This is a genomic window from Ruegeria sp. Alg231-54 (genome assembly GCF_900143525.1).
Taxonomy (GTDB): domain Bacteria; phylum Pseudomonadota; class Alphaproteobacteria; order Rhodobacterales; family Rhodobacteraceae; genus Ruegeria.
This window is the reverse complement of sequence record NZ_FREZ01000001.1, coordinates 332,614-351,534: the sequence shown is the minus strand read 5'-3', so window position 1 is coordinate 351,534 and position 18,921 is coordinate 332,614. Positions and strand designations below refer to the sequence as shown.

Here is an 18,921-nt window from a genome sequence, read left to right as displayed (position 1 = left end):
GCAAGACCCTAGGCAAGCTGTCTGGAAAAGAAAAGTCCTAACGCAAATGTGTTTTTACTAGGAATAAACCTATTTGTTTTGATGAGTTTGTTACGTTTTGCCAGAGTTGGAGATTCTCTTGTTTAGGGCTGCCGCGATTCTGGTCCTGTCGGTTTTTGCTGGCCCCATCAGCGCCGATACCCTTCAAACCTCTGCCGGGACGGTTCAGGTCACGGCGATGGTTACCGGGCTGGATGCACCTTGGGCCATCGGGTTATTGCCCGGGGGCGGCACATTGGTGACCGAACGGGACGGCGATCTTTTGTTTGTCTCGCAAGGTGAGGTCAAACGCATTGCCGGGGTGCCCAAGGTGGCTGCGAACGGGCAGGGAGGGTTGCTCGATATCACCGTGGCACGGGATTTTGCACAGACCCGCGAGGTGTTCCTCACCATTTCTAAACCCCAAAGCGGCGGTGCGGGGACTGCGGTTGCCGTCGCACGTCTGTCAGAAAACGGGATCCGCTTGAACAACGTTCGGGTCATATTCGAAGCAGTTCCGGGCGGTTCGACCAGCCGACATTTCGGTTCGCGCGTGGTCGAGGCGCAGGACGGAACGCTGTTCGTGACAATAGGCGATCGCGGCGACCGCCCGTCAGCGCAGGACAGGTCAAACCACTTGGGGACCGTCATTCGTATCAATCGGGATGGTTCAGTGCCCGCCGACAATCCATTTGTCGGGCAAGCCGGTCTTCGACCCGAGATTTGGTCATTTGGTCATCGCAACCCGCAGGGCGCTGGGTTGGACAGGCAAGGACACTTGTGGATTTCAGAGCATGGTGCGCAGGGCGGGGATGAGGTTAACCTGATCCAACGGGGGCTGAATTTCGGATGGCCGGTGATATCCTATGGCGTCCATTATTCGGGGCAGAAGATCGGTGAGGGCACTTCGAAACCCGGTATGGAACAGCCTGAACACTATTGGGATCCGTCCATCGCCCCGTCCGGTTTGCTGGTCTATTCCGGCAAGCTTTGGCCAGAGTGGCGGGGCGATATCTTTGTCGGGTCGCTCAAGTTTGACTACATCTCGCGCCTTGAAGGAACACCGCTGCGCGAGGTCGAACAGATCAAGGGACCGGAAACCGAGCGCGTTCGCGACATCGTCGAAGCCCCGGATGGGGCGATCTGGTTCATTTCGGTGGGACAGGGAGCCATCTATCGCATGACCCCCAAAAAATAGGCGCGGATCAGACCGAAAGCCGCCCGCTTTGAGCACCACGCTCACGGTAAGGCGTTGTGTTGTAGTGGGCACGGTAGCATTTTGAGAAATGGCTGGGCGAGGCAAAGCCGCAAGCCAGAGCCACGTTGATCACGCTCATATCTGTCTGCATCAGCAGGTTGCGCGCTTTGTGCAGGCGCAGCTCCATATAGTATCGCTTGGGCGAGCGGCTGAGGTAACGACGGAACAGGCGTTCCAGTTGGCGCGTGGACATGCCGACATCCTTGGCAAGAATCGAGGGTGAGATCGGCTCTTCGATGTTCTTTTCCATCATCAGGATGACCTGGCTCAGCTTGGGGTGGCGTACACCAATCCGGGTCGGGGTCGACAGGCGCTGTGTGTCCTGATCGGTGCGGATCGAAGAATAGATCATCTGATCCGCTACGGCATTCGCCAGATCCTCACCATAATCATCGGCAATGATCTTGAGCATCAGGTCGATTGAGGACGTGCCGCCCGCAGTAGTCATCCGGTTACCGTCGATCTGGAAAACCGATTTGGTAAGCTCGACCTCGTCGAACTCTTCGATAAAACTGTCCGAATTCTCCCAGTGGATCGTTGCACGTTTTCCGTCCAGCAATCCGGCCTTGGCCAACGTAAAAGCTGCTGTACACAGACCGCCGATGCGCAAACCGCGCCGCGCTTCACGGCGGACCCAGTTCAGCACTTTCTTTGTTGTCGCCAGTTGCACGTCGACGCCGCCGCAGATCAAGACCAAGTCATCGCGTTGCAGTTCGACCAAGTCGGTTTCAACGTTAAAAGTAGTTCCAGCAGAACAGCTGACCGTATCACCACCTTCACCAGCTAGGGTCCACGTGTAGAGTTCTTTGTCTGCCATGCGGTTGGCAATCCGCAGGCTGTCCAGCGCCGAGGCAAAAGACAGCAAGGAAAACTTGTCCAAAAGGACAAATACGAAATGCCGAGGATTGGCCTCAGCGCCTTCCACTGTGACAACTTGGCGTTGCTCTTGCATGGCTTGGTGTCCTTGATTCGGCGCGTTGTTACGTCGCGTCCGGCGTCGTTGTTGCCAGCCACCATGATCAAAGCTTGTTTCCCCCGTCAAGAGGCGCAAATCGTATATGGTCACTCTTCAATGCATTTTGTATAGAGACGACCTGACTACTTCAGCGGAGATCAAAGCTATGACCGAATGGCAAAAAACGAACTGGCGCAACAAGCCCCGGGTTCAGATGCCAGACTATATCGATGCGGCCGCGTTGGCCAAAGTCGAGGCTCAGCTTTCTCAGTATCCCCCGCTGGTCTTTGCTGGCGAAGCACGGCGTCTCAAGCAACATCTGGGTGCGGCCGGTCGCGGCGAGGCTTTCCTGTTGCAGGGCGGGGATTGTGCTGAAAGCTTTGAACAATTCAGCGCGGATGCAATTCGTGACACCTTTAAGGTGATGCTGCAGATGGCGATGGTACTGACCTATGGTGCCAAGGTGCCCGTGGTCAAAGTGGGCCGCATGGCGGGCCAGTTTGCCAAGCCGCGCAGTGCGCCGACCGAAGTTCTGGACGGTGTTGAGCTGCCCAGCTACCGCGGTGACATCATCAACGAACTGGCATTCACCCCCGAAGCCCGCATCCCGAATCCCAGCAAGATGCTGCAGGCCTACACGCAGGCTGCCGCAACCTTGAACCTACTGCGCGCCTTCTCGACCGGCGGATTTGCCGATATGAGCATGGTGCATTCGTGGACGTTGGGCTTCACGGATGAACAGGATGTTCAGAAATACTCGGAAATCGCCGACCGTATTCAAGACACGATCGACTTCATGGATGCCGCCGGAATCACAGCGGACACTACGCATGAGTTCTCAACCGTGGAGTTTTACACCAGCCACGAAGGCCTGCTGCTGGAATACGAAGAGGCGCTGACCCGTCTCGATTCGACGTCTGGCAACTGGTTGGCAGGATCCGGTCACATGATCTGGATCGGCGACCGTACGCGTCAGCCGGACGGTGCGCATGTCGAATTCTGCAGCGGCGTACTGAACCCGATTGGTCTGAAGTGCGGCCCGACCACGACAGCCGAGGATCTCAAAGTTCTGATGGCCAAGCTGAACCCGGAAAACGAAGAGGGTCGCCTGACCCTGATCGCACGGTTTGGCGCAGGCAAGGCAGGCGAACACCTGCCGCGTCTGGTCAAGGCGGTTAAGGAAGAGGGCGCCAAGGTGACCTGGGTTTGCGACCCGATGCATGGCAATACCATCAAGTCGGCAACCGGGTACAAAACCCGTCCGTTCGACTCGGTCCTGCGTGAGGTACGCGACTTCTTTGGCGTTCATCAGGCCGAAGGCACGGTTCCCGGCGGTGTGCATTTCGAGATGACCGGTCTGGACGTCACCGAATGCACTGGTGGCGTGCGCGCGGTGACCGAAGAGGACCTGTCAGATCGTTACCACACAGCGTGCGATCCACGCCTGAACGCATCGCAGTCCTTGGAACTGGCATTCCTGGTCGCAGAAGAACTGACCAACCTGCGCCGCGACCGCAAGAACCGCGCAGCCGGTTAAGGTTATTGAAAATCAACGGAAAAGGCGGGCTGCAAGGGCCCGCCTTTTTTTGTTTGCGACTTAGTCGTCGCGCGACACAACCAGCCTCAGATGGGCGCCGGGACGATCAAACCTTTGCTGATCTTCAGCGAAGCCCGCCTCAACCGTTTCCGACGGTTGTTGAGGAACCTGCACATCCGACACCGGGCGCAAGCTGGTTTCAGAGATTGTGAACCGTCGGGGTGTTGCACCGATTACGCCGTCGCTGACCATTACGCCCAGAATGCGGCTGACATCACCCAGATCACTTTTCAGCGGCAATAGAAGCATGCGGGCATGTAATTGAACACGCCCCAACCGGCCCGATGAACCCAGGGTCAGATTGGCAATAGCTGGCTGTGCAAATACCTGCTCCGACACGGTTTTGATCTGGTCTCGCGCGCCGGGCTCAAAGAAAGAGGTCAGCGGCATGCCGCGCACTTCCATCCCGGCCAGTTGGTTCAGATGCCTCCCGGCCAGACGGAACCGGGTAAGCCCGGGGGCGATGCGTTCCAGAACGAAAGTGTATTCCAAAATGTTCTCAAGCCCGCGCGGGTCGATGTGCGACCGCATGGGGACCCCGTCACCTGTCAAAAGTGCCGTCCAATACGCCTCGGCCTGCCGGATGGGCGAAAGGCTGCGCCCGCTGTCAAAACGATCCATAGCGACGATCTTTCCAAAACTTGACCCGAAACCGTTCCCGAAAAAGGTTTTCATCATTATCACCCTGGCGCCTATCGACCGTCATTTTCCTAAAATGCGAAATACTGGGGACCTCTATACGAGACCAGTGTTCCCAGGTGTAAGACTGACGCAGGTTGATTCAATTTTGGAGCAAATCTTTAACGAATGGTTAACAACTGGCGGGCAAAGGCAGAGTCAGCAAACTCTTGCCCTGTGCGCGCAGTTCGCATTAGGTGCGCCCAGCAAACTGAAAACGGGCAGTTATGGAAAGGGCAGGCATGATAAAATCCATGACGGGTTTCGCCTCGGGCAAAGGGGCGTTTGGGCCGCATAGCTGGACGTGGGAGTTGCGCAGCGTGAACGGCAAGGGGCTGGACATGCGCCTGCGTGTTCCTGATTGGTTGACCGGGCTTGAGGCTGCGTTGCGTGCCGCCCTGTCAAAAAAACTCAGCCGGGGCAATGTGACATTGTCCTTGCGCCTCAGCCGAGATGAGACGCAGGCAGACCTGGTCCTGAACGAAGCTGCGATGGTTGCCGTTCTTGAGGCTGTGGTGCGAACGCAGGAAATGGCCATTGCGCGGGACGTAACCCTTGGGCCCTCGACGGCCGCTGATCTGATCTCGATCAAGGGTATGTTGGATGCGGGCAGTGATGGGGATGACCCCGGCCCGTTGGTTGGCCAATTGACGACAGAGTTCAGTGACCTTTTGAGTGAATTCATAGAAATGCGCCAGTCCGAGGGGCGGGCGCTGGCAACTGTTCTGGATGATCAACTAGGCCAGGTTGCTTCATTGACGGTCCAGGCGGCAGAGCGGGCAGAGCAGCGCAAGGACAAGATGGCCGAGGCGCTGCGGGATAATCTGGCGCGGGTAATGGACAACGCGCAGGGGGCTGATCCGGACCGCGTTGCTCAGGAACTGGCGTTGATTGCCGTCAAGGCGGACATCACCGAAGAGATTGATCGCCTGAAAGCGCATGTCGTGGCAGCCCGCGATCTGCTGGCGCAGGACGCGGCGGTCGGGCGCAAGCTGGATTTCCTGATGCAGGAGTTCAACCGCGAGGCCAATACCTTGTGCTCAAAGGCGCAAAGCGCGGAATTGACAGCGGTAGGCCTTGAGTTGAAGGCCGTAATAGATCAGATGCGCGAGCAAGTGCAGAACGTAGAATAACCACAGGAGCGCCCAAATGGCGGATCGACGCGGCCTATTAATCATTCTGTCCTCGCCTTCGGGCGCCGGTAAATCGACCCTTGCGAAACGGCTGATGCAGTGGGATTCTGAGCTGGAGTTTTCGGTCTCGGCCACCACCCGCGCACCACGCCCAGGTGAGGAAGACGGGCGCGAGTATTACTTCCTTAGTGAAGATGCGTTCCGGCAGCAGGTGTCCGAGGGACAAATGCTGGAACATGCGCACGTGTTCGGCAATTTCTACGGCTCACCTGCGGGTCCGGTACGCGAGTCCATTAACAGTGGCAAAGACGTTCTGTTTGACGTGGACTGGCAGGGCGAGGTGCAAATCCGCAATTCGGACCTGGGCAAACACGCTTTGTCGATCTTTATCCTGCCGCCGTCGATCCCCGAGCTGCGCCGCAGGCTGGAAAGCCGAGGTCAGGACAGTGAAGACGTGATCGCCAAACGTATGCTGAAAAGTTGGGATGAGATCAGCCACTGGGGCTATTATGACTATGTTCTGATCAATGACGATCTGGATGCCACTGAAGAGAAGCTGAAAACCATCGTCAGTGCCGAACGCATGCGCCGCATCCAGCAGCCCAGCCTACAGAACCATGTCCGCACGCTGCAAAACGAATTTGAGGGCTTGGCATGACCATTTACGCTTTGGGTGACCACGTGCCGCAAATCCATGAAGACACCTGGGTTGCGCCGGACGCAAACCTGATTGGGAAAGTCGTTCTGGAACAGGGTGCCTCGGTCTGGTTCGGTTGCACGATCCGCGCCGACCACGAAGAGATCCGCGTGGGCGAGGGCAGCAATGTCCAGGAAAACTGCGTCATGCATATCGACGCCGGGTATCCGCTGACCATCGGTAAGAACTGCACCATCGGACACAAGGTCATGCTGCATGGCTGCACGATCGGGGAAAATACGCTGATCGGAATGGGCGCGATTGTCCTGAATGGGGCGAGGATCGGGAAAAACTGCCTGATCGGTGCCGGCGCCCTGATTACGGAGGGCAAAGAGATACCCGATAACTCTCTGGTCATGGGGTCGCCGGGCAAAGTTGTGCGGGAACTGGATGAGGCTGCGGCGCAAAAAATCACCTTCAGTGCGCTGCATTATCAGCAGAATATGCGCGCGTTTCGCAAAACTTTGAAACCTGTGTCCTAGGTTGATTCCAAACGCATCAAGAGTGACGGAAATGCCAAACGACCTGCTTGCTGAAATTGTGTCGGCCATTCCGATGCCCACGCTTATGGTTGATCAAACCGAGCGCATCATAGCGGCCAACACCGAAGCCAAAACCATGCTGGGTCAGAACATCGAAGGCCGTCATTTCGCGACGATCCTTCGGCAGCCACAAGTTATCGACGCGATAGAGCAGAGCCTGCGTAACAAGGGCTCGACCAAAACGCGCCATTTGTCCAATGATGGTGCCCAAGACACCACTTTCGAAGTGCAATGCCGTTACATGAACGGTGTGGGCGCGGTGGAGGGCGGTGCCGTGATGGTTGTTTTCCAGGATGTCACGCATCTGGAACAGGCCGGACAAATGAGACGCGACTTCGTGGCGAATGTCAGCCACGAACTGCGTACGCCTCTGACCGCTCTGATGGGCTTTATAGAAACATTGCGCGGTCCAGCGCGAGACGATGCAGCCGCCCGTGAACGGTTTCTGCAGATCATGACCGACGAAGCCAATCGGATGAACCGGCTGGTCGGCGATCTGCTATCCCTGAACCGGGTCGAGAGCGAAGAGCGAGTTCGCCCTAAAGAGCAGCTTGATCTGACAGGCCTGTTGCAATCAACGCTTACAACGCTTCGTCCCCTGGCCGAGGCTGCAAATGTGGACCTGACACTGGATACGTCTTCGGGACCAATCTCGGTGATCGGAGACAGCGACCAACTGCGCCAAGTGTTCACGAACCTCGTTGAGAACGCCATCAAATATGGTGGGAGCGGCGGTAGTGTTGATGTGCGCATTCAGGCCTCGGAGCGCGACACCGCCATGCGCGGTCCTGCGGTTCGGGTACAGATCGCAGACAAAGGCCCAGGCATTGATGCCGTACATCTGCCGCGCCTGACCGAGCGATTCTATCGCGCCGACAGTCACAGGTCCCGCGAATTGGGCGGTACAGGGTTGGGCCTTGCGATTGTAAAGCACATCGTCAACCGCCATAGGGGCCGGTTACGTGTCGAAAGCACCCTGGGCAAAGGTTCTGTATTTACAGTGATTTTGCCACGCTGATCTCGGACTTCCAGCACGGGTCCATTTCGAACGCGAACGGTGTTCCGCGGGGTCAAGTTAAGAAAACGTAAGAAAATCGTTACGTGTCATAAAACCGTTACGAACTTGTCACAAAAGGCTTACCGACGCCTCTTAGGGGTTCGCCCCAAGATCATCATGGGGGTGATCAGAATTTACCTTTCTCAAGGAGACTGTAATGTCCTTTGTTAAACTGTCGGCTTCGGCTCTCACCATCGCTGCTGTATCGGCCACCACGGCCGCCGCTCGTGATCAGGTTCAGGTTGCAGGGTCGTCGACCGTTCTGCCTTATGCCTCGATCGTGGCTGAAGCCTTCGGTGAAAACTTTGACTTCCCGACGCCAGTTGTTGAATCGGGTGGTTCCTCGGCGGGCCTGAAGCGTTTCTGTGAAGGTGTTGGCGAAAACACCATCGACGTTGCAAACGCCTCGCGCGCGATCCGTGAAAAAGAAATCAAAGCCTGTGCCGAAAACGGCGTTACCGACATCATCGAAGTTCAGATCGGTTATGACGGCATCGTTTTCGCATCCGACATCAACGGCAACTCGTTCGAGTTCACGCCGGAAGACTGGTACAAAGCGCTGGCCGCGAAAATCGTTGTAGACGGTGAAGTTGTCGACAACCCGAACAAAACCTGGGCCGACGTGAACCCGGATTTCCCGGCGCAACCGATCGCAACCTTCATTCCGGGCACCAAGCACGGCACACGTGAAGTGTTTGAAGACAAGGTGATCCTGGCAGGTTGTGAGCACCTCGGCGATTTCGAAGTGTTCAAGGCAGCCGCCGGCGACGACAAGAAAGCAGCTGAAAAGCAGTGCATCGCCATCCGCACCGACGGCGTTTCGGTCGACATCGACGGTGACTACACCGAAACTCTGGCCCGTATCGACAGCAACAAAGACGGCATCGGCGTCTTTGGTCTGGCGTTCTACGAGAACAACACCGACAAGCTGCAAGTCGCAACCATGTCCGACGTTGTTCCTTCGACCGAGTCGATCGCAACTGGCGAATACCCGGTTTCGCGCCCGCTGTTCTTCTACGTGAAGAAAGCACATATCGGCGTGATCCCCGGCCTGAAAGAATATGCTGAGTTCTTCGTCGCTGACGAGATCGCAGGTCCCGACGGCCCGCTGGCAGAATACGGCCTGGTATCCGACCCTGAGCTGGTCAAGGTACAGGAAGCTGTTGCCAACGAAACCGTTCTGGGCGGCGGTTCCTAATCACACATACGAACGGAACCGGGGCGGTTTTTCTCGCCCCGGTTCTTTTTGACTCCATCTCTGCCATCCCCACGGAGTTCTCATGGCGTTATCCTGGCTGTTGCTTATCCTGCTTGCGCTGGCAGTGATCGGATTTTTTGCGGGTCGGTCCCGCGCTCTGGCAAGTGCGGGTGGTAACGTCCGCGATTTGCATTCTTTACCGTCTTACTACGGTTACAACGTTGCGTTGACGGCTCTGGTTCCCGCAGTAGGGGTGCTGATCGTCTGGCTTCTTGCCCAGCCGATGATCGTAAACAGCACGGTATCCAGCCTCATTCCTGATCAGGCAGTGCCCGAAGGGTCGGAGCGTGGCCTGATCATGAGTGAAGTGCGCCGCGTCGCATACGGCCTGGACGGCGCTGTCGCCAGCGGCGCGATGACCGAAACTCAAGCCCAGAACGGCAATGCGGATATTGAAGCGCTGACAAAAACGCTGAAAGACGCAGGCCAGGTTCTGACACAGGACATCACACAGCCGATTTTGGTCGCGGCACAAAAGTTCCGCAGCATGACGTCCACAGGGACAGTTGCGATGCAGGTCGTGGTTTTGGCCTTGGCACTGCTTGGGGCCGCCTTTGCTTATGTGCGTACGCACAAGGAGTTTAGGGCCCGTAACGTGGTAGAGCAGGGGGTTCTTGCCCTGCTTTTACTGGCCGCGTCAATTGCGATCCTGACAACCATCGGCATTGTTCTTTCGATGCTGTTTGAAACGATGAACTTCTTCCAACTGCATTCGTGGAAGGACTTCTTCTTCGGCAGCACATGGGCACCGAACTTCCGCGGCGGCAGTGAGCTGTCGATCCTGCCGCTGTTGTGGGGCACACTGTACATTTCGGTGATCGCGCTGCTTGTGGCGGTCCCGATTGGGCTGTTTGCCGCGATCTATCTGTCCGAGTATGCCTCTGGTGTGACGCGGTCCATCGCCAAGCCACTGCTGGAAATCCTCGCCGGTATTCCGACCATCGTTTACGGTCTGTTTGCTCTGCTGACCGTGGGTCCGGCGTTGGTGTCGATGTTCGGCGACGGTGGCATGCTGGGTGTGGGTTGGATGGCCAGCTCAAATGCGGTTCTGACTGCCGGGTTGGTTATGGGGATCATGCTGATCCCGTTTGTCTCGTCACTGTCGGACGACATTATCAACGCGGTGCCACAAACCATGCGCGACGGCTCGCTGGGTCTGGGTGCGACGCATTCGGAAACCGTGCGCAACGTGATCTTACCGGCCGCGCTGCCCGGTATTGTCGGCGCGATCCTTCTGGCCGCAAGCCGCGCCATTGGTGAAACGATGATTGTTGTGATGGCCGCCGGAGCGATCGCCAAATTCTCGGGCAACCCGTTCGATGCGATGACCACCATCACCACGCGGATTGTCAGCCAGCTGACCGGCGATACCGACTTTGCCAGTCCCGAAACGCTGGTGGCTTTTGCGCTGGGTCTGACCCTGTTCATCATCACACTGGGGCTGAACATCTTCGCCCTCTACATCGTGCGCAAATACCGGGAGCAGTACGAATGACCGATATTTCCCAAACGCCTGACGCTGCTCCGACCACGAAGCCCAAGGGCGGCTCGCTGTTCGAAAAGGACGCGCGCACCAAGCGGCGCAATGCGGCCGAAAGCCGGTTCAAAATGTACGGCATCGCCGCCATCGGAATCGGCTTGTTGATGCTGATTGTGCTGGTGACCAATATCGTCACAGCCGGAACCGGTGCCTTTCAGCAAAGCTTTCTTGAACTGAATGTCGAGCTGAAGGCCGACAAGCTGGACAAGAAGGGCAACCGGAATATCGAGGATATCAAAAAGGTTTCGACCTTTGGCTATGCCCCTCTGATCGCGTCTGCGCTGGAAAGCGAAGTCGAAAAGCTGGGCATCCAGACAGACCTGAAATCCAAGGCAATGGGCAAGATCCTGTCTAAGGCAGCGCAGGCTGAGTTGCGGAACTATGTGATCGCCAACCCAGATGAGATCGGCAATACCGTCAGCTTCCGCTTTTTGGTCAACAGCCGTGTCGATGGATACATGAAAGGCCGCGTGACCCGCGAGTCGATTGCCAACGACAAAAGCATCTCGGTCGAACAGTTGGATTTCGTGGATCAGCTGCGCGATGCGGGCGTGCTGTACAAGGCGTTTAACCCCGATTTCATTCTCGGTGCAGATGCCTCTGACCAACGGCCTGAAGCGGCTGGGATCGGTGTCTCCATGCTGGGTTCATTGTTCATGATGTTGGTGGTTCTAGCGCTGGCCTTGCCCATCGGTGTGGCGGCTTCGATTTATCTTGAAGAGTTCGCGCCACAGAACCGGTTGACCGATATCATCGAAGTCAACATCTCGAATCTGGCCGCTGTGCCGTCGATCGTGTTCGGTATTCTGGGTCTGGCTGTGTTCATCAACTACATGCACCTCCCGACGTCAGCCCCGCTGGTGGGTGGTCTGGTGCTGACACTGATGACGCTGCCGACGATCATCATCTCGACCCGCGCGTCGCTGAAAGCTGTACCGCCATCGATCCGAGATGCGGCGCTTGGGGTAGGGGCCTCGAAAATGCAGGCGGTGTTTCATCATGTTCTGCCGTTGGCCGCGCCCGGTATTTTGACCGGCACCATCATTGGTCTGGCGCAGGCGCTGGGGGAAACCGCGCCGCTGCTGCTGATCGGGATGGTGGGCTTTATCGCCTCGAACCCGCCCGACGGAATTGTTGCGGGTTTCCTGTCGCCCAACTCGGCTATGCCGGCGCAGATCTATGAATGGTCCAAACGCGCCGACCCGGCCTTTTACGAACGCGCATGGGGGGGCATCATCATCCTGTTGATCTTCCTCGTTACAATGAACACCATTGCGGTACTTCTGCGCCGCCGCTTTGAACGCCGCTGGTAAATGGGGGCTATTATGAATGATATGACACGAGTGGAGAGAACCGTGGACTCCAAAGCCATCAAGATTGCCGCCAACAATGTTCAAGTTTTTTACGGCGACACGCACGCCATAAAAGACGTGGATGTCCAGATCGAGGACAAGACCGTGACGGCCTTTATCGGCCCATCGGGCTGCGGCAAGTCCACTTTTCTGCGCTGCCTCAACCGGATGAACGACACCATCGACATCTGCCGGGTCGAAGGCGATATCCTGCTGGACGGCGAAGACATTTACGACAAGCGTGTCGACCCGGTGCAACTGCGTGCCAAGGTCGGAATGGTGTTTCAAAAACCCAACCCGTTCCCCAAATCGATCTATGACAACGTGGCCTATGGTCCGCGCATCCATGGTCTTGCCAAGAACAAATCAGAACTCGATGATATTGTTGAGAAATCTCTGCGTCGTGCTGCGATATGGGATGAGGTCAAGGACCGCTTGGACGCCCCCGGTACAGGCCTGTCCGGTGGTCAGCAGCAGCGCCTGTGCATTGCCCGTGCCGTGGCGACGGAACCAGAGGTTTTGCTGATGGATGAGCCATGCTCGGCGTTGGACCCGATTGCCACTGCGCAAGTCGAGGAACTGATCGACGAGTTGCGTTCGCGCTATTCGGTGGTGATCGTGACACACTCGATGCAACAGGCTGCGCGGGTCAGCCAGAAAACGGCGTTCTTCCATTTGGGTAATCTGGTTGAATTCGGCGAGACCGGCCAGATCTTTACCAACCCGGAAGACCCCCGCACGGAAAGCTACATCACCGGCCGTATCGGCTGAGGACAGGTATTTGAACATGACCGAACAACATATTGCATCTGCATTCGACCGCGACCTTGAAGCGGTTCAGGCCCATATCATGAAGATGGGCGGTCTGGTCGAGGCCGCGATCATGAACGCCGCGCGCTCGCTTGAAACCCGGGATGTCGAATTGGCCCAAGAGGTGCGTCAGGGCGACAAAGCCATTGATGCGCTTGAGGATCTGATCAACGAAGAAACCGCGCGGGTGATTGCGCTGCGGGCACCTACAGCGAGCGACCTGCGTCTGGTTCTGTCGGTTCTGAAGGTCTCGGCCAACCTGGAACGTATCGGCGACTATTCCAAAAACATTGCCAAACGCACCACGGTTCTTGTCGACGCCGGCGAGATCAACGGCAGTGCCGCAGCCCTGCGCCGTATGGCGCGCGAGGTTGAGCGGATGCTGCGCGACGCGTTGGACGCTTATATTCAACGTGACGCCGAATTGGCCGCTGACGTGATCCAGCGGGATGAAGAAGTAGACCAGATGTATAACGGCCTGTTCCGCGAGTTTCTGACCTTCATGGCTGAAGATCCCCGCAACATCTCGTCGTGCATGCACCTGCATTTCATCGCAAAGAACATCGAACGGATGGGCGATCACGTCACAGCCATCGCTGAACAGGTGGTTTATCTGGTGACTGGGGAACGGCCGTCGGAAGCACGCCCCAAAGCCGATACCACCTCGCAAACCGCCTAGGAGGCAACGATTATGTCCGCTGATCAGCCTACGGTACTGGTTGTTGAGGATGAACTGGCCCAGCGTGAAGTGCTGGCTTACAACCTCGAAGCAGAAGGGTTTCGTGTATCCAAGGCGGCCAATGGTGACGAGGCGTTGCTATTGGTTGATGAAGACAATCCGGACATCATCGTTTTGGACTGGATGATGCCCAACCTCAGCGGGATCGAAGTGTGCCGGCGCCTTAAAACGCGCCCGGATACACGATCGATCCCCATCATCATGCTTTCAGCCCGGTCGGAAGAGGTCGACAAGGTGCGTGGTCTGGAAACCGGGGCGGATGACTATGTGGTCAAGCCGTATTCGGTTGTCGAGCTTATGGCGCGCGTTCGCACACAGTTGCGCCGGGTTCGCCCGGCAACGGTCGGTATCAAGCTTGAATTTGCTGATATCATTCTGGATTCCGAGACACATAAGGTTAGCCGCAACAGCAAGCCGCTGAAACTGGGCCCGACCGAATTTCGTCTTCTGAGCACGTTCATGGAAAAACCGGGTCGTGTCTGGAGCCGCGAACAGCTGCTCGACCGGGTCTGGGGGCGCGATATCTATGTCGATACCAGAACAGTTGACGTTCACATCGGCCGCTTGCGCAAGGCGCTGACACAGCATGGCGGTGAAGATCCCGTGCGTACGGTCCGCGGCGCAGGGTACGCCTTGGGGTAAAAGCACAGGGCAGGGCGCACTGCCCTGTTCTATGCGGTTTACTCATGGTTCGATGCGAAACTGTAGCTGTTATTTGCGGTTACGGCAGGGTATTTTGCGACAAAGCCGACTAAGCGGAGAACCAAAATGAACGCCCCGAACACCAAACCGACTTTGCGCGCCAAAGATGCACCTGACATGGGGGCGTTCTCGTGGGACGATCCATTTCGTCTGGCGGATCAGCTAACAGAAGATGAGCGCATGATCGCCGCGAGTGCGCAGGCATATTGTCAGGAAAAGCTGCAACCACGGGTTCTGGAAGCCTTCCAGAACGAGGTAACGGACCCGGAGATCTTCCACGAAATGGGTGAAATGGGCCTTTTGGGCACCACGATTCCAGAAGAATACGGCGGTCTTGGTGGCGGTTATGTGTCTTACGGCCTGGTCGCGCGCGAGGTTGAGCGTGTCGATTCCGGCTATCGCTCGATGATGTCGGTGCAAAGCTCATTGGTGATGTACCCGATCTATGCATATGGCAGCGAAGAACAGCGCCGGAAGTACCTTCCAAAACTGGCCAGTGGCGAATGGATCGGTTGCTTTGGCCTGACAGAGCCTGATGCGGGTTCTGACCCGGCGGGCATGAAAACCCGTGCGGAAAAGATCGACGGTGGTTATCGGCTGACCGGCAGCAAGATGTGGATCTCGAATTCACCTATCGCAGACGTCTTTGTAGTGTGGGCCAAGTCCGACGCGCATGACGGCAAGATCCGTGGCTTTGTTTTGGACAAGGGCCTCAAAGGTTTGAGCGCGCCTAAAATTCAGAACAAAATGAGCCTGCGGGCTTCGATCACTGGTGAGATCGTTCTGGACGGCGTCGAAGTGGACGAGGGCGCCTTGCTGCCAAATGTTCAGGGTTTGAAAGGACCATTCGGCTGTCTGAACCGCGCCCGTTATGGGATCAGCTGGGGCGTCATGGGCGCCGCTGAAAACTGCTGGCACGGTGCTCGTCAATATGGTCTGGACCGCAAACAGTTCAATAAGCCGCTGGCGCAGACGCAACTGTTCCAACGCAAACTGGCTGATATGCAAACCGAGATCGCCCTGGGCCTGCAAGCTAGCCTGCGCGTTGGCCGTTTGATGGATCAGGCCGAAGCAGCGCCCGAAATGATCTCGATCGTTAAGCGAAACAACTGCGGCAAAGCGTTGGACATCGCACGGATGGCCCGCGACATGCACGGTGGCAATGGCATCTCACTGGAATTCCAGGTTATCCGCCACATGGTCAATCTGGAAACTGTGAACACCTATGAGGGCACGCACGACGTTCATGCGTTGATTTTGGGGCGGGCACAGACCGGACTTCAGGCCTTCTACTAGGATATTCTGAATACCGCATAATCAGTATTATGGTTAAAATGCAGCATTGGCAATTTCCGGTTTTCCCAAAATTGCCAATGCCTTACGATGCCTTTCAAAACGTCCAATTCGGAGCCCCTGATGAACTTGAATGGCAAGACTGTGGTGGTCACCGGTGCAGCCAACGGTATCGGAAAAGGTCTGGCAACCCGGTTCGCGCGCGAAGGTGCAACGGTCGTATGCGCAGACATAGACACCGAAGCTGCGTGTTCTGTGGCCACGGAAATCAATGGACACGCGGTAACATGCGATGTTTCAGACGAAGCCAGTATCAAAGCGTTGATTGATCACGTCGAAGATGAGATTGGCCCGATTGATCTGTTCTGTGCAAATGCTGGTATCCTGACCCTTGGTGGCCTGGACGTTCCGGACGAAGACTGGGAGCGGATCTGGAAGATCAACGTCATGTCGCATGTCTGGACCGCACGTCATCTGGTTCCGCGTATGATTGCGCGCGGCGGCGGCTACATCATGACAACGGCCTCGGCTGCAGGACTTTTGAACCAGCCTGGCGCTGCACCATACGGCGTTTCCAAACACGCCGCCGTGGGCTTTGCCGAATGGCTGTCGCTGACATACAGCCATAAAGGCTTGCGCGTTTCCGTTCTATGTCCGCAAGCGGTTCGGTCCGAAATGACACGCGGCTTTGAGGATTCGGTAGCGTCAATCGACGGTATGCTAGAGCCTGAAGACGTGGCCCAGGCCTGTGTCGAAGCCATTGAGTCGGAACAGTTTCTGGTGCTACCGCATTCGAAAGTGTTGGACTACATTCGGCACAAATCCAGCGATTACGACAGCTGGCTTAGGGGCATGAACAAGTTAAATCAAAAGTTTACGGACGATGATTAACGTTTCTTCTGGGCTTTTCGCATCAGGCCTTCCTGCGTGACCGAAGCAACCAAAGTGCCGTCTTGTGCATAAATCGACCCTCGGTTGAAATTGCGCCCTCTCCCGCTCCAGGGCGAATCCATCGAATACAGATGCCAGTTTTCAAAATGGATCGGCGCGTGGAACCACATGGCGTGATCCAGGCTGGCCCCATTGACCTGACCCGTAAACCAGCTGAGGCCATGCGGTCGCATACCTGATCCCATCAGATACATGTCAGACGCGTAAGTCAGCAGCAATTGCTGAGTGGCAGAATCCGCCCCCGCTGCGCCGGGCATGCGGAACCAGACCTGATTTCGATCGTCCGATTTTTCAGGGTGGAACGGATCAAGATGGCTGGCCTCACGGACCTCGATCGGCCGTTCGCGTGTCAGCTCTCCACGCATGTGTTTGGGTACCAAATCCACGTACTTCTTGCGCAGTTCAGTGCGCGACGGATAACTTTCCGGGTCCTCCATCTGGGGCATCTCATGGTGATGATCCCAGCCTTCATCTTGAATGTGGAACGAGGCCGATACGTTCAAGATCTGTTTGCCATGTTGTATCGCGACAACGCGCCGTGTGGTAAATGAACCTCCATCCCGGGCTCTATCAACTTGATAAATAACAGGAATAGATGGATCACCCGGGCGAATAAAATACGCATGCAGCGAATGGCACAGCCTATCATCCACAGTACGGTACGCCGCCGCCAGAGCCTGCGACACCACCTGCCCGCCAAAAATTCGCGTCGGAGTCTCGCCGCCTGACCCGGTGCCTCGGAACAGGTCAACTTCGAGCCTCTCGAGATTCAAAAGGTCAAGAAGGACACGTTCTGCTTCGGTCATTGGCGACTCTCCGATTGGCTATGAAAAAGGCGTATCAGCGCCACCCGGGTCAATCAACCAACGCGCCCATTACCAGCGCCTTTAGCTCGGATCGGGACGGGTAAGAACTGGACGGCGACAATTGGGTGAAGAATACGGCCGACAGATCGTTGCTGCGGTCAATCCAGAAGAATGTCGAAGCCATACCGCCCCAACTAAAATCACCTAATGACCCAGGTGTTCGGGTTCTGCCAGGGTTGATGATGACAGACCCGGCCAGACCAAATCCCATGCCTTCCATCGGTTGCTCGGCAAAGCTTTGCGGGCCCATCGAGGCGATATCGCCCGGCAAGTGGTTTTGCAGCATGAAGTCGACTGTCTTTGGACCCAGCAAGCGGTGGCCGTTGCCCTGCCCCCGGTTTCGCATCATCTCGGTGAATTTGCCGTAGTCGTCGATCGTGCTAACCAGACCGCCACCGCCCGAAAAGGTCGTCGCCTTTTCAAATGGGGATGCGCCTGCCTCGTCTGTCAATCGCAGGGTGTCGTCGCCGGTCTCGGCTGAATTCAGCGCCATCGCGTCCCCGGCCAGCGGCGTATAGAGAGACGCGAACCGATCCCCTCCCCCTTTGGGCACAGAAAATCCGGTCTCGGCCATCTCAAGCGGCTCAAAGATCTCTTGCGCGAAGAACTGATCCAAGGTTTTGCCGGACACAACCTCGACCATGCGGCCCAACACATCAGTAGAAACTGAATATTCCCAACGGGTTCCGGGCTGGAACGCCAATGGCAGTTGTGCCAGTGCGCCGATCCTGTCCTTCAAAGGCCCTTGATTGGGGCTAAAAATCAGCTTCTGTGCATCCATCGCTGCCGGGAGAATACCGGGATTGAACGGATAACTGAATCCGCTTGTATGAGTCAGAAGCTGATGCAGTGTCGGGGATGGTGCATCTTCGGTTTGATCCAGCCTCTCCGCCTCGGGTACAAGAGTTTTCATAGAAGCAAATTCAGGCAGGAATTCAGAGAGTTGCGCGTCGAGGTGGAACAACCCGCGCTCGGCCAGCATCATCACCGCGACCGAGGTGACGGGTTTCGTCATCGAATAGATCCGCACAATCGTATCGCGCTGAAATGGCAGATCCTTCTCAACATTTCTGAGGCCACAGGTGTGAAAAAACGCCTCGGACCCGTGGTGGGTCAATAGCAATGAACTGCCCGCGTATTTGCGCTCATCGACATAGCGCTGCATCCAGTCCCGTATTCGGTTCAGGCGGACAGGATCAAGGGTCGTCTGGCTGCGCATGGGTTTCTCGAACCTCCTCGGCGGTTTCGTTGATCTTGACCGGTGACACACTGAATTGACAGAGGAATTCCTGATTTCTCACATCGCGACCAACGGCCAGTGCGCGCCAGCCTTCCCGCCTGTACACTGGACGCGTTACAGATTCGTCCGGTGGTTCAGAGTTCATTTCACAGATCGTCGTATCGGAGTTCAGACAATGACGCAGACCATAGATTTCATTTTCGATTTTTGCAGCCCAAACGCTTTTCTGGCCCAT

At 56.6% G+C, this 18,921-nt stretch carries 19 protein-coding genes; 14 read left to right on the top strand and 5 right to left on the bottom strand.

Going from position 1 to position 18,921, the window contains the following annotated elements; all coding sequences use genetic code 11:
• The first annotated feature begins 118 nt into the window (after window positions 1–118).
• On the top strand, window positions 119–1,216 hold the full coding sequence (locus DHN12_RS01790) for a PQQ-dependent sugar dehydrogenase (RefSeq protein WP_234416528.1): 1,098 nt from the start codon (window positions 119–121) through the stop codon (window positions 1,214–1,216).
• Window positions 1,217–1,223: 7 nt separating this feature from the next.
• Here DHN12_RS01790 and DHN12_RS01785 read toward each other — a convergent pair whose 3' ends face one another.
• A complete protein-coding gene (locus DHN12_RS01785; protein ID WP_108858628.1) occupies window positions 1,224–2,228 on the bottom strand; it encodes a GlxA family transcriptional regulator in 1,005 nt (334 codons plus the stop codon).
• Window positions 2,229–2,397: 169 nt separating this feature from the next.
• Between DHN12_RS01785 and DHN12_RS01780 the strand changes: the two genes are divergently transcribed.
• Window positions 2,398–3,768, top strand: a complete 1,371-nt coding sequence (locus tag DHN12_RS01780; RefSeq protein ID WP_108858627.1) for a class II 3-deoxy-7-phosphoheptulonate synthase — start codon at window positions 2,398–2,400, stop codon at window positions 3,766–3,768.
• A gap of 60 nt (window positions 3,769–3,828) precedes the next feature.
• On the opposite strand, the gene DHN12_RS01775 is transcribed toward DHN12_RS01780, so the two are convergent.
• Complete coding sequence (locus tag DHN12_RS01775) at window positions 3,829–4,449, bottom strand: PAS domain-containing protein (protein ID WP_234416527.1); 621 nt, start codon at window positions 4,447–4,449, stop codon at window positions 3,829–3,831.
• A gap of 311 nt (window positions 4,450–4,760) precedes the next feature.
• Between DHN12_RS01775 and DHN12_RS01770 the strand changes: the two genes are divergently transcribed.
• The 12 genes from DHN12_RS01770 (at window position 4,761) to DHN12_RS01715 (ending at window position 16,520) form a co-directional block, all read left to right on the top strand.
• Window positions 4,761–5,639, top strand: coding sequence for a YicC/YloC family endoribonuclease (locus DHN12_RS01770; RefSeq protein ID WP_234416526.1), 879 nt, complete (start codon window positions 4,761–4,763; stop codon window positions 5,637–5,639).
• 16 nt (window positions 5,640–5,655) lie between these two features.
• Window positions 5,656–6,297: a guanylate kinase gene (gene gmk, locus DHN12_RS01765; protein WP_058271617.1), complete on the top strand. Its 642-nt coding sequence runs from the start codon at window positions 5,656–5,658 to the stop codon at window positions 6,295–6,297.
• Window positions 6,294–6,818: a gamma carbonic anhydrase family protein gene (locus DHN12_RS01760; protein ID WP_108858626.1), complete on the top strand. Its 525-nt coding sequence runs from the start codon at window positions 6,294–6,296 to the stop codon at window positions 6,816–6,818. The genes gmk and DHN12_RS01760 overlap by 4 nt, the downstream gene beginning before the upstream one ends.
• Window positions 6,819–6,849: 31 nt before the next feature.
• Window positions 6,850–7,896 (top strand): ATP-binding protein, encoded by a 1,047-nt coding sequence (locus DHN12_RS01755; protein ID WP_108858625.1) that lies wholly within the window; start codon window positions 6,850–6,852, stop codon window positions 7,894–7,896.
• Window positions 7,897–8,092: 196 nt separating this feature from the next.
• Window positions 8,093–9,133 carry a substrate-binding domain-containing protein gene (locus tag DHN12_RS01750; protein ID WP_108858624.1) on the top strand — a complete coding sequence of 347 codons (1,041 nt, stop codon included), beginning with the start codon at window positions 8,093–8,095 and terminating at the stop codon, window positions 9,131–9,133.
• 82 nt (window positions 9,134–9,215) lie between these two features.
• Entirely contained in the window at window positions 9,216–10,688 is a 1,473-nt protein-coding gene (gene pstC, locus DHN12_RS01745) for a phosphate ABC transporter permease subunit PstC (protein ID WP_108858623.1), read from the top strand.
• A complete protein-coding gene (pstA, locus tag DHN12_RS01740; RefSeq protein WP_108858622.1) occupies window positions 10,685–12,046 on the top strand; it encodes a phosphate ABC transporter permease PstA in 1,362 nt (453 codons plus the stop codon). The genes pstC and pstA overlap by 4 nt, the downstream gene beginning before the upstream one ends.
• 12 nt (window positions 12,047–12,058) lie before the next feature.
• Window positions 12,059–12,856 carry a phosphate ABC transporter ATP-binding protein PstB gene (gene pstB, locus DHN12_RS01735; protein ID WP_108859073.1) on the top strand — a complete coding sequence of 266 codons (798 nt, stop codon included), beginning with the start codon at window positions 12,059–12,061 and terminating at the stop codon, window positions 12,854–12,856.
• A gap of 16 nt (window positions 12,857–12,872) precedes the next feature.
• Window positions 12,873–13,574, top strand: a complete 702-nt coding sequence (gene phoU / locus DHN12_RS01730) for a phosphate signaling complex protein PhoU (RefSeq protein ID WP_058271623.1) — start codon at window positions 12,873–12,875, stop codon at window positions 13,572–13,574.
• Between the two features lie 12 nt (window positions 13,575–13,586).
• Window positions 13,587–14,276, top strand: a complete 690-nt coding sequence (phoB, locus tag DHN12_RS01725) for a phosphate regulon transcriptional regulator PhoB (RefSeq protein ID WP_058277939.1) — start codon at window positions 13,587–13,589, stop codon at window positions 14,274–14,276.
• Window positions 14,277–14,402: 126 nt separating this feature from the next.
• Entirely contained in the window at window positions 14,403–15,632 is a 1,230-nt protein-coding gene (locus tag DHN12_RS01720; RefSeq protein ID WP_108858621.1) for an acyl-CoA dehydrogenase, read from the top strand.
• Between the two features lie 120 nt (window positions 15,633–15,752).
• Window positions 15,753–16,520, top strand: coding sequence for an SDR family oxidoreductase (locus tag DHN12_RS01715; RefSeq protein ID WP_108858620.1), 768 nt, complete (start codon window positions 15,753–15,755; stop codon window positions 16,518–16,520).
• Here DHN12_RS01715 and DHN12_RS01710 read toward each other — a convergent pair.
• From DHN12_RS01710 to DHN12_RS24575, 3 genes are read right to left on the bottom strand one after another with little or no spacing between them, the layout of a single operon-like run.
• Entirely contained in the window at window positions 16,517–17,386 is an 870-nt protein-coding gene (locus DHN12_RS01710) for an acyl-CoA thioesterase II (protein ID WP_108858619.1), read from the bottom strand. The two genes, DHN12_RS01715 and DHN12_RS01710, sit on opposite strands and share 4 nt — an antisense overlap.
• Before the next feature lie 49 nt (window positions 17,387–17,435).
• Window positions 17,436–18,665, bottom strand: coding sequence for a serine hydrolase (locus tag DHN12_RS01705; RefSeq protein ID WP_108858618.1), 1,230 nt, complete (start codon window positions 18,663–18,665; stop codon window positions 17,436–17,438).
• Complete coding sequence (locus DHN12_RS24575) at window positions 18,643–18,921, bottom strand: hypothetical protein (RefSeq protein ID WP_199913469.1); 279 nt, start codon at window positions 18,919–18,921, stop codon at window positions 18,643–18,645. Before DHN12_RS24575 ends, DHN12_RS01705 begins: the two co-directional genes overlap by 23 nt.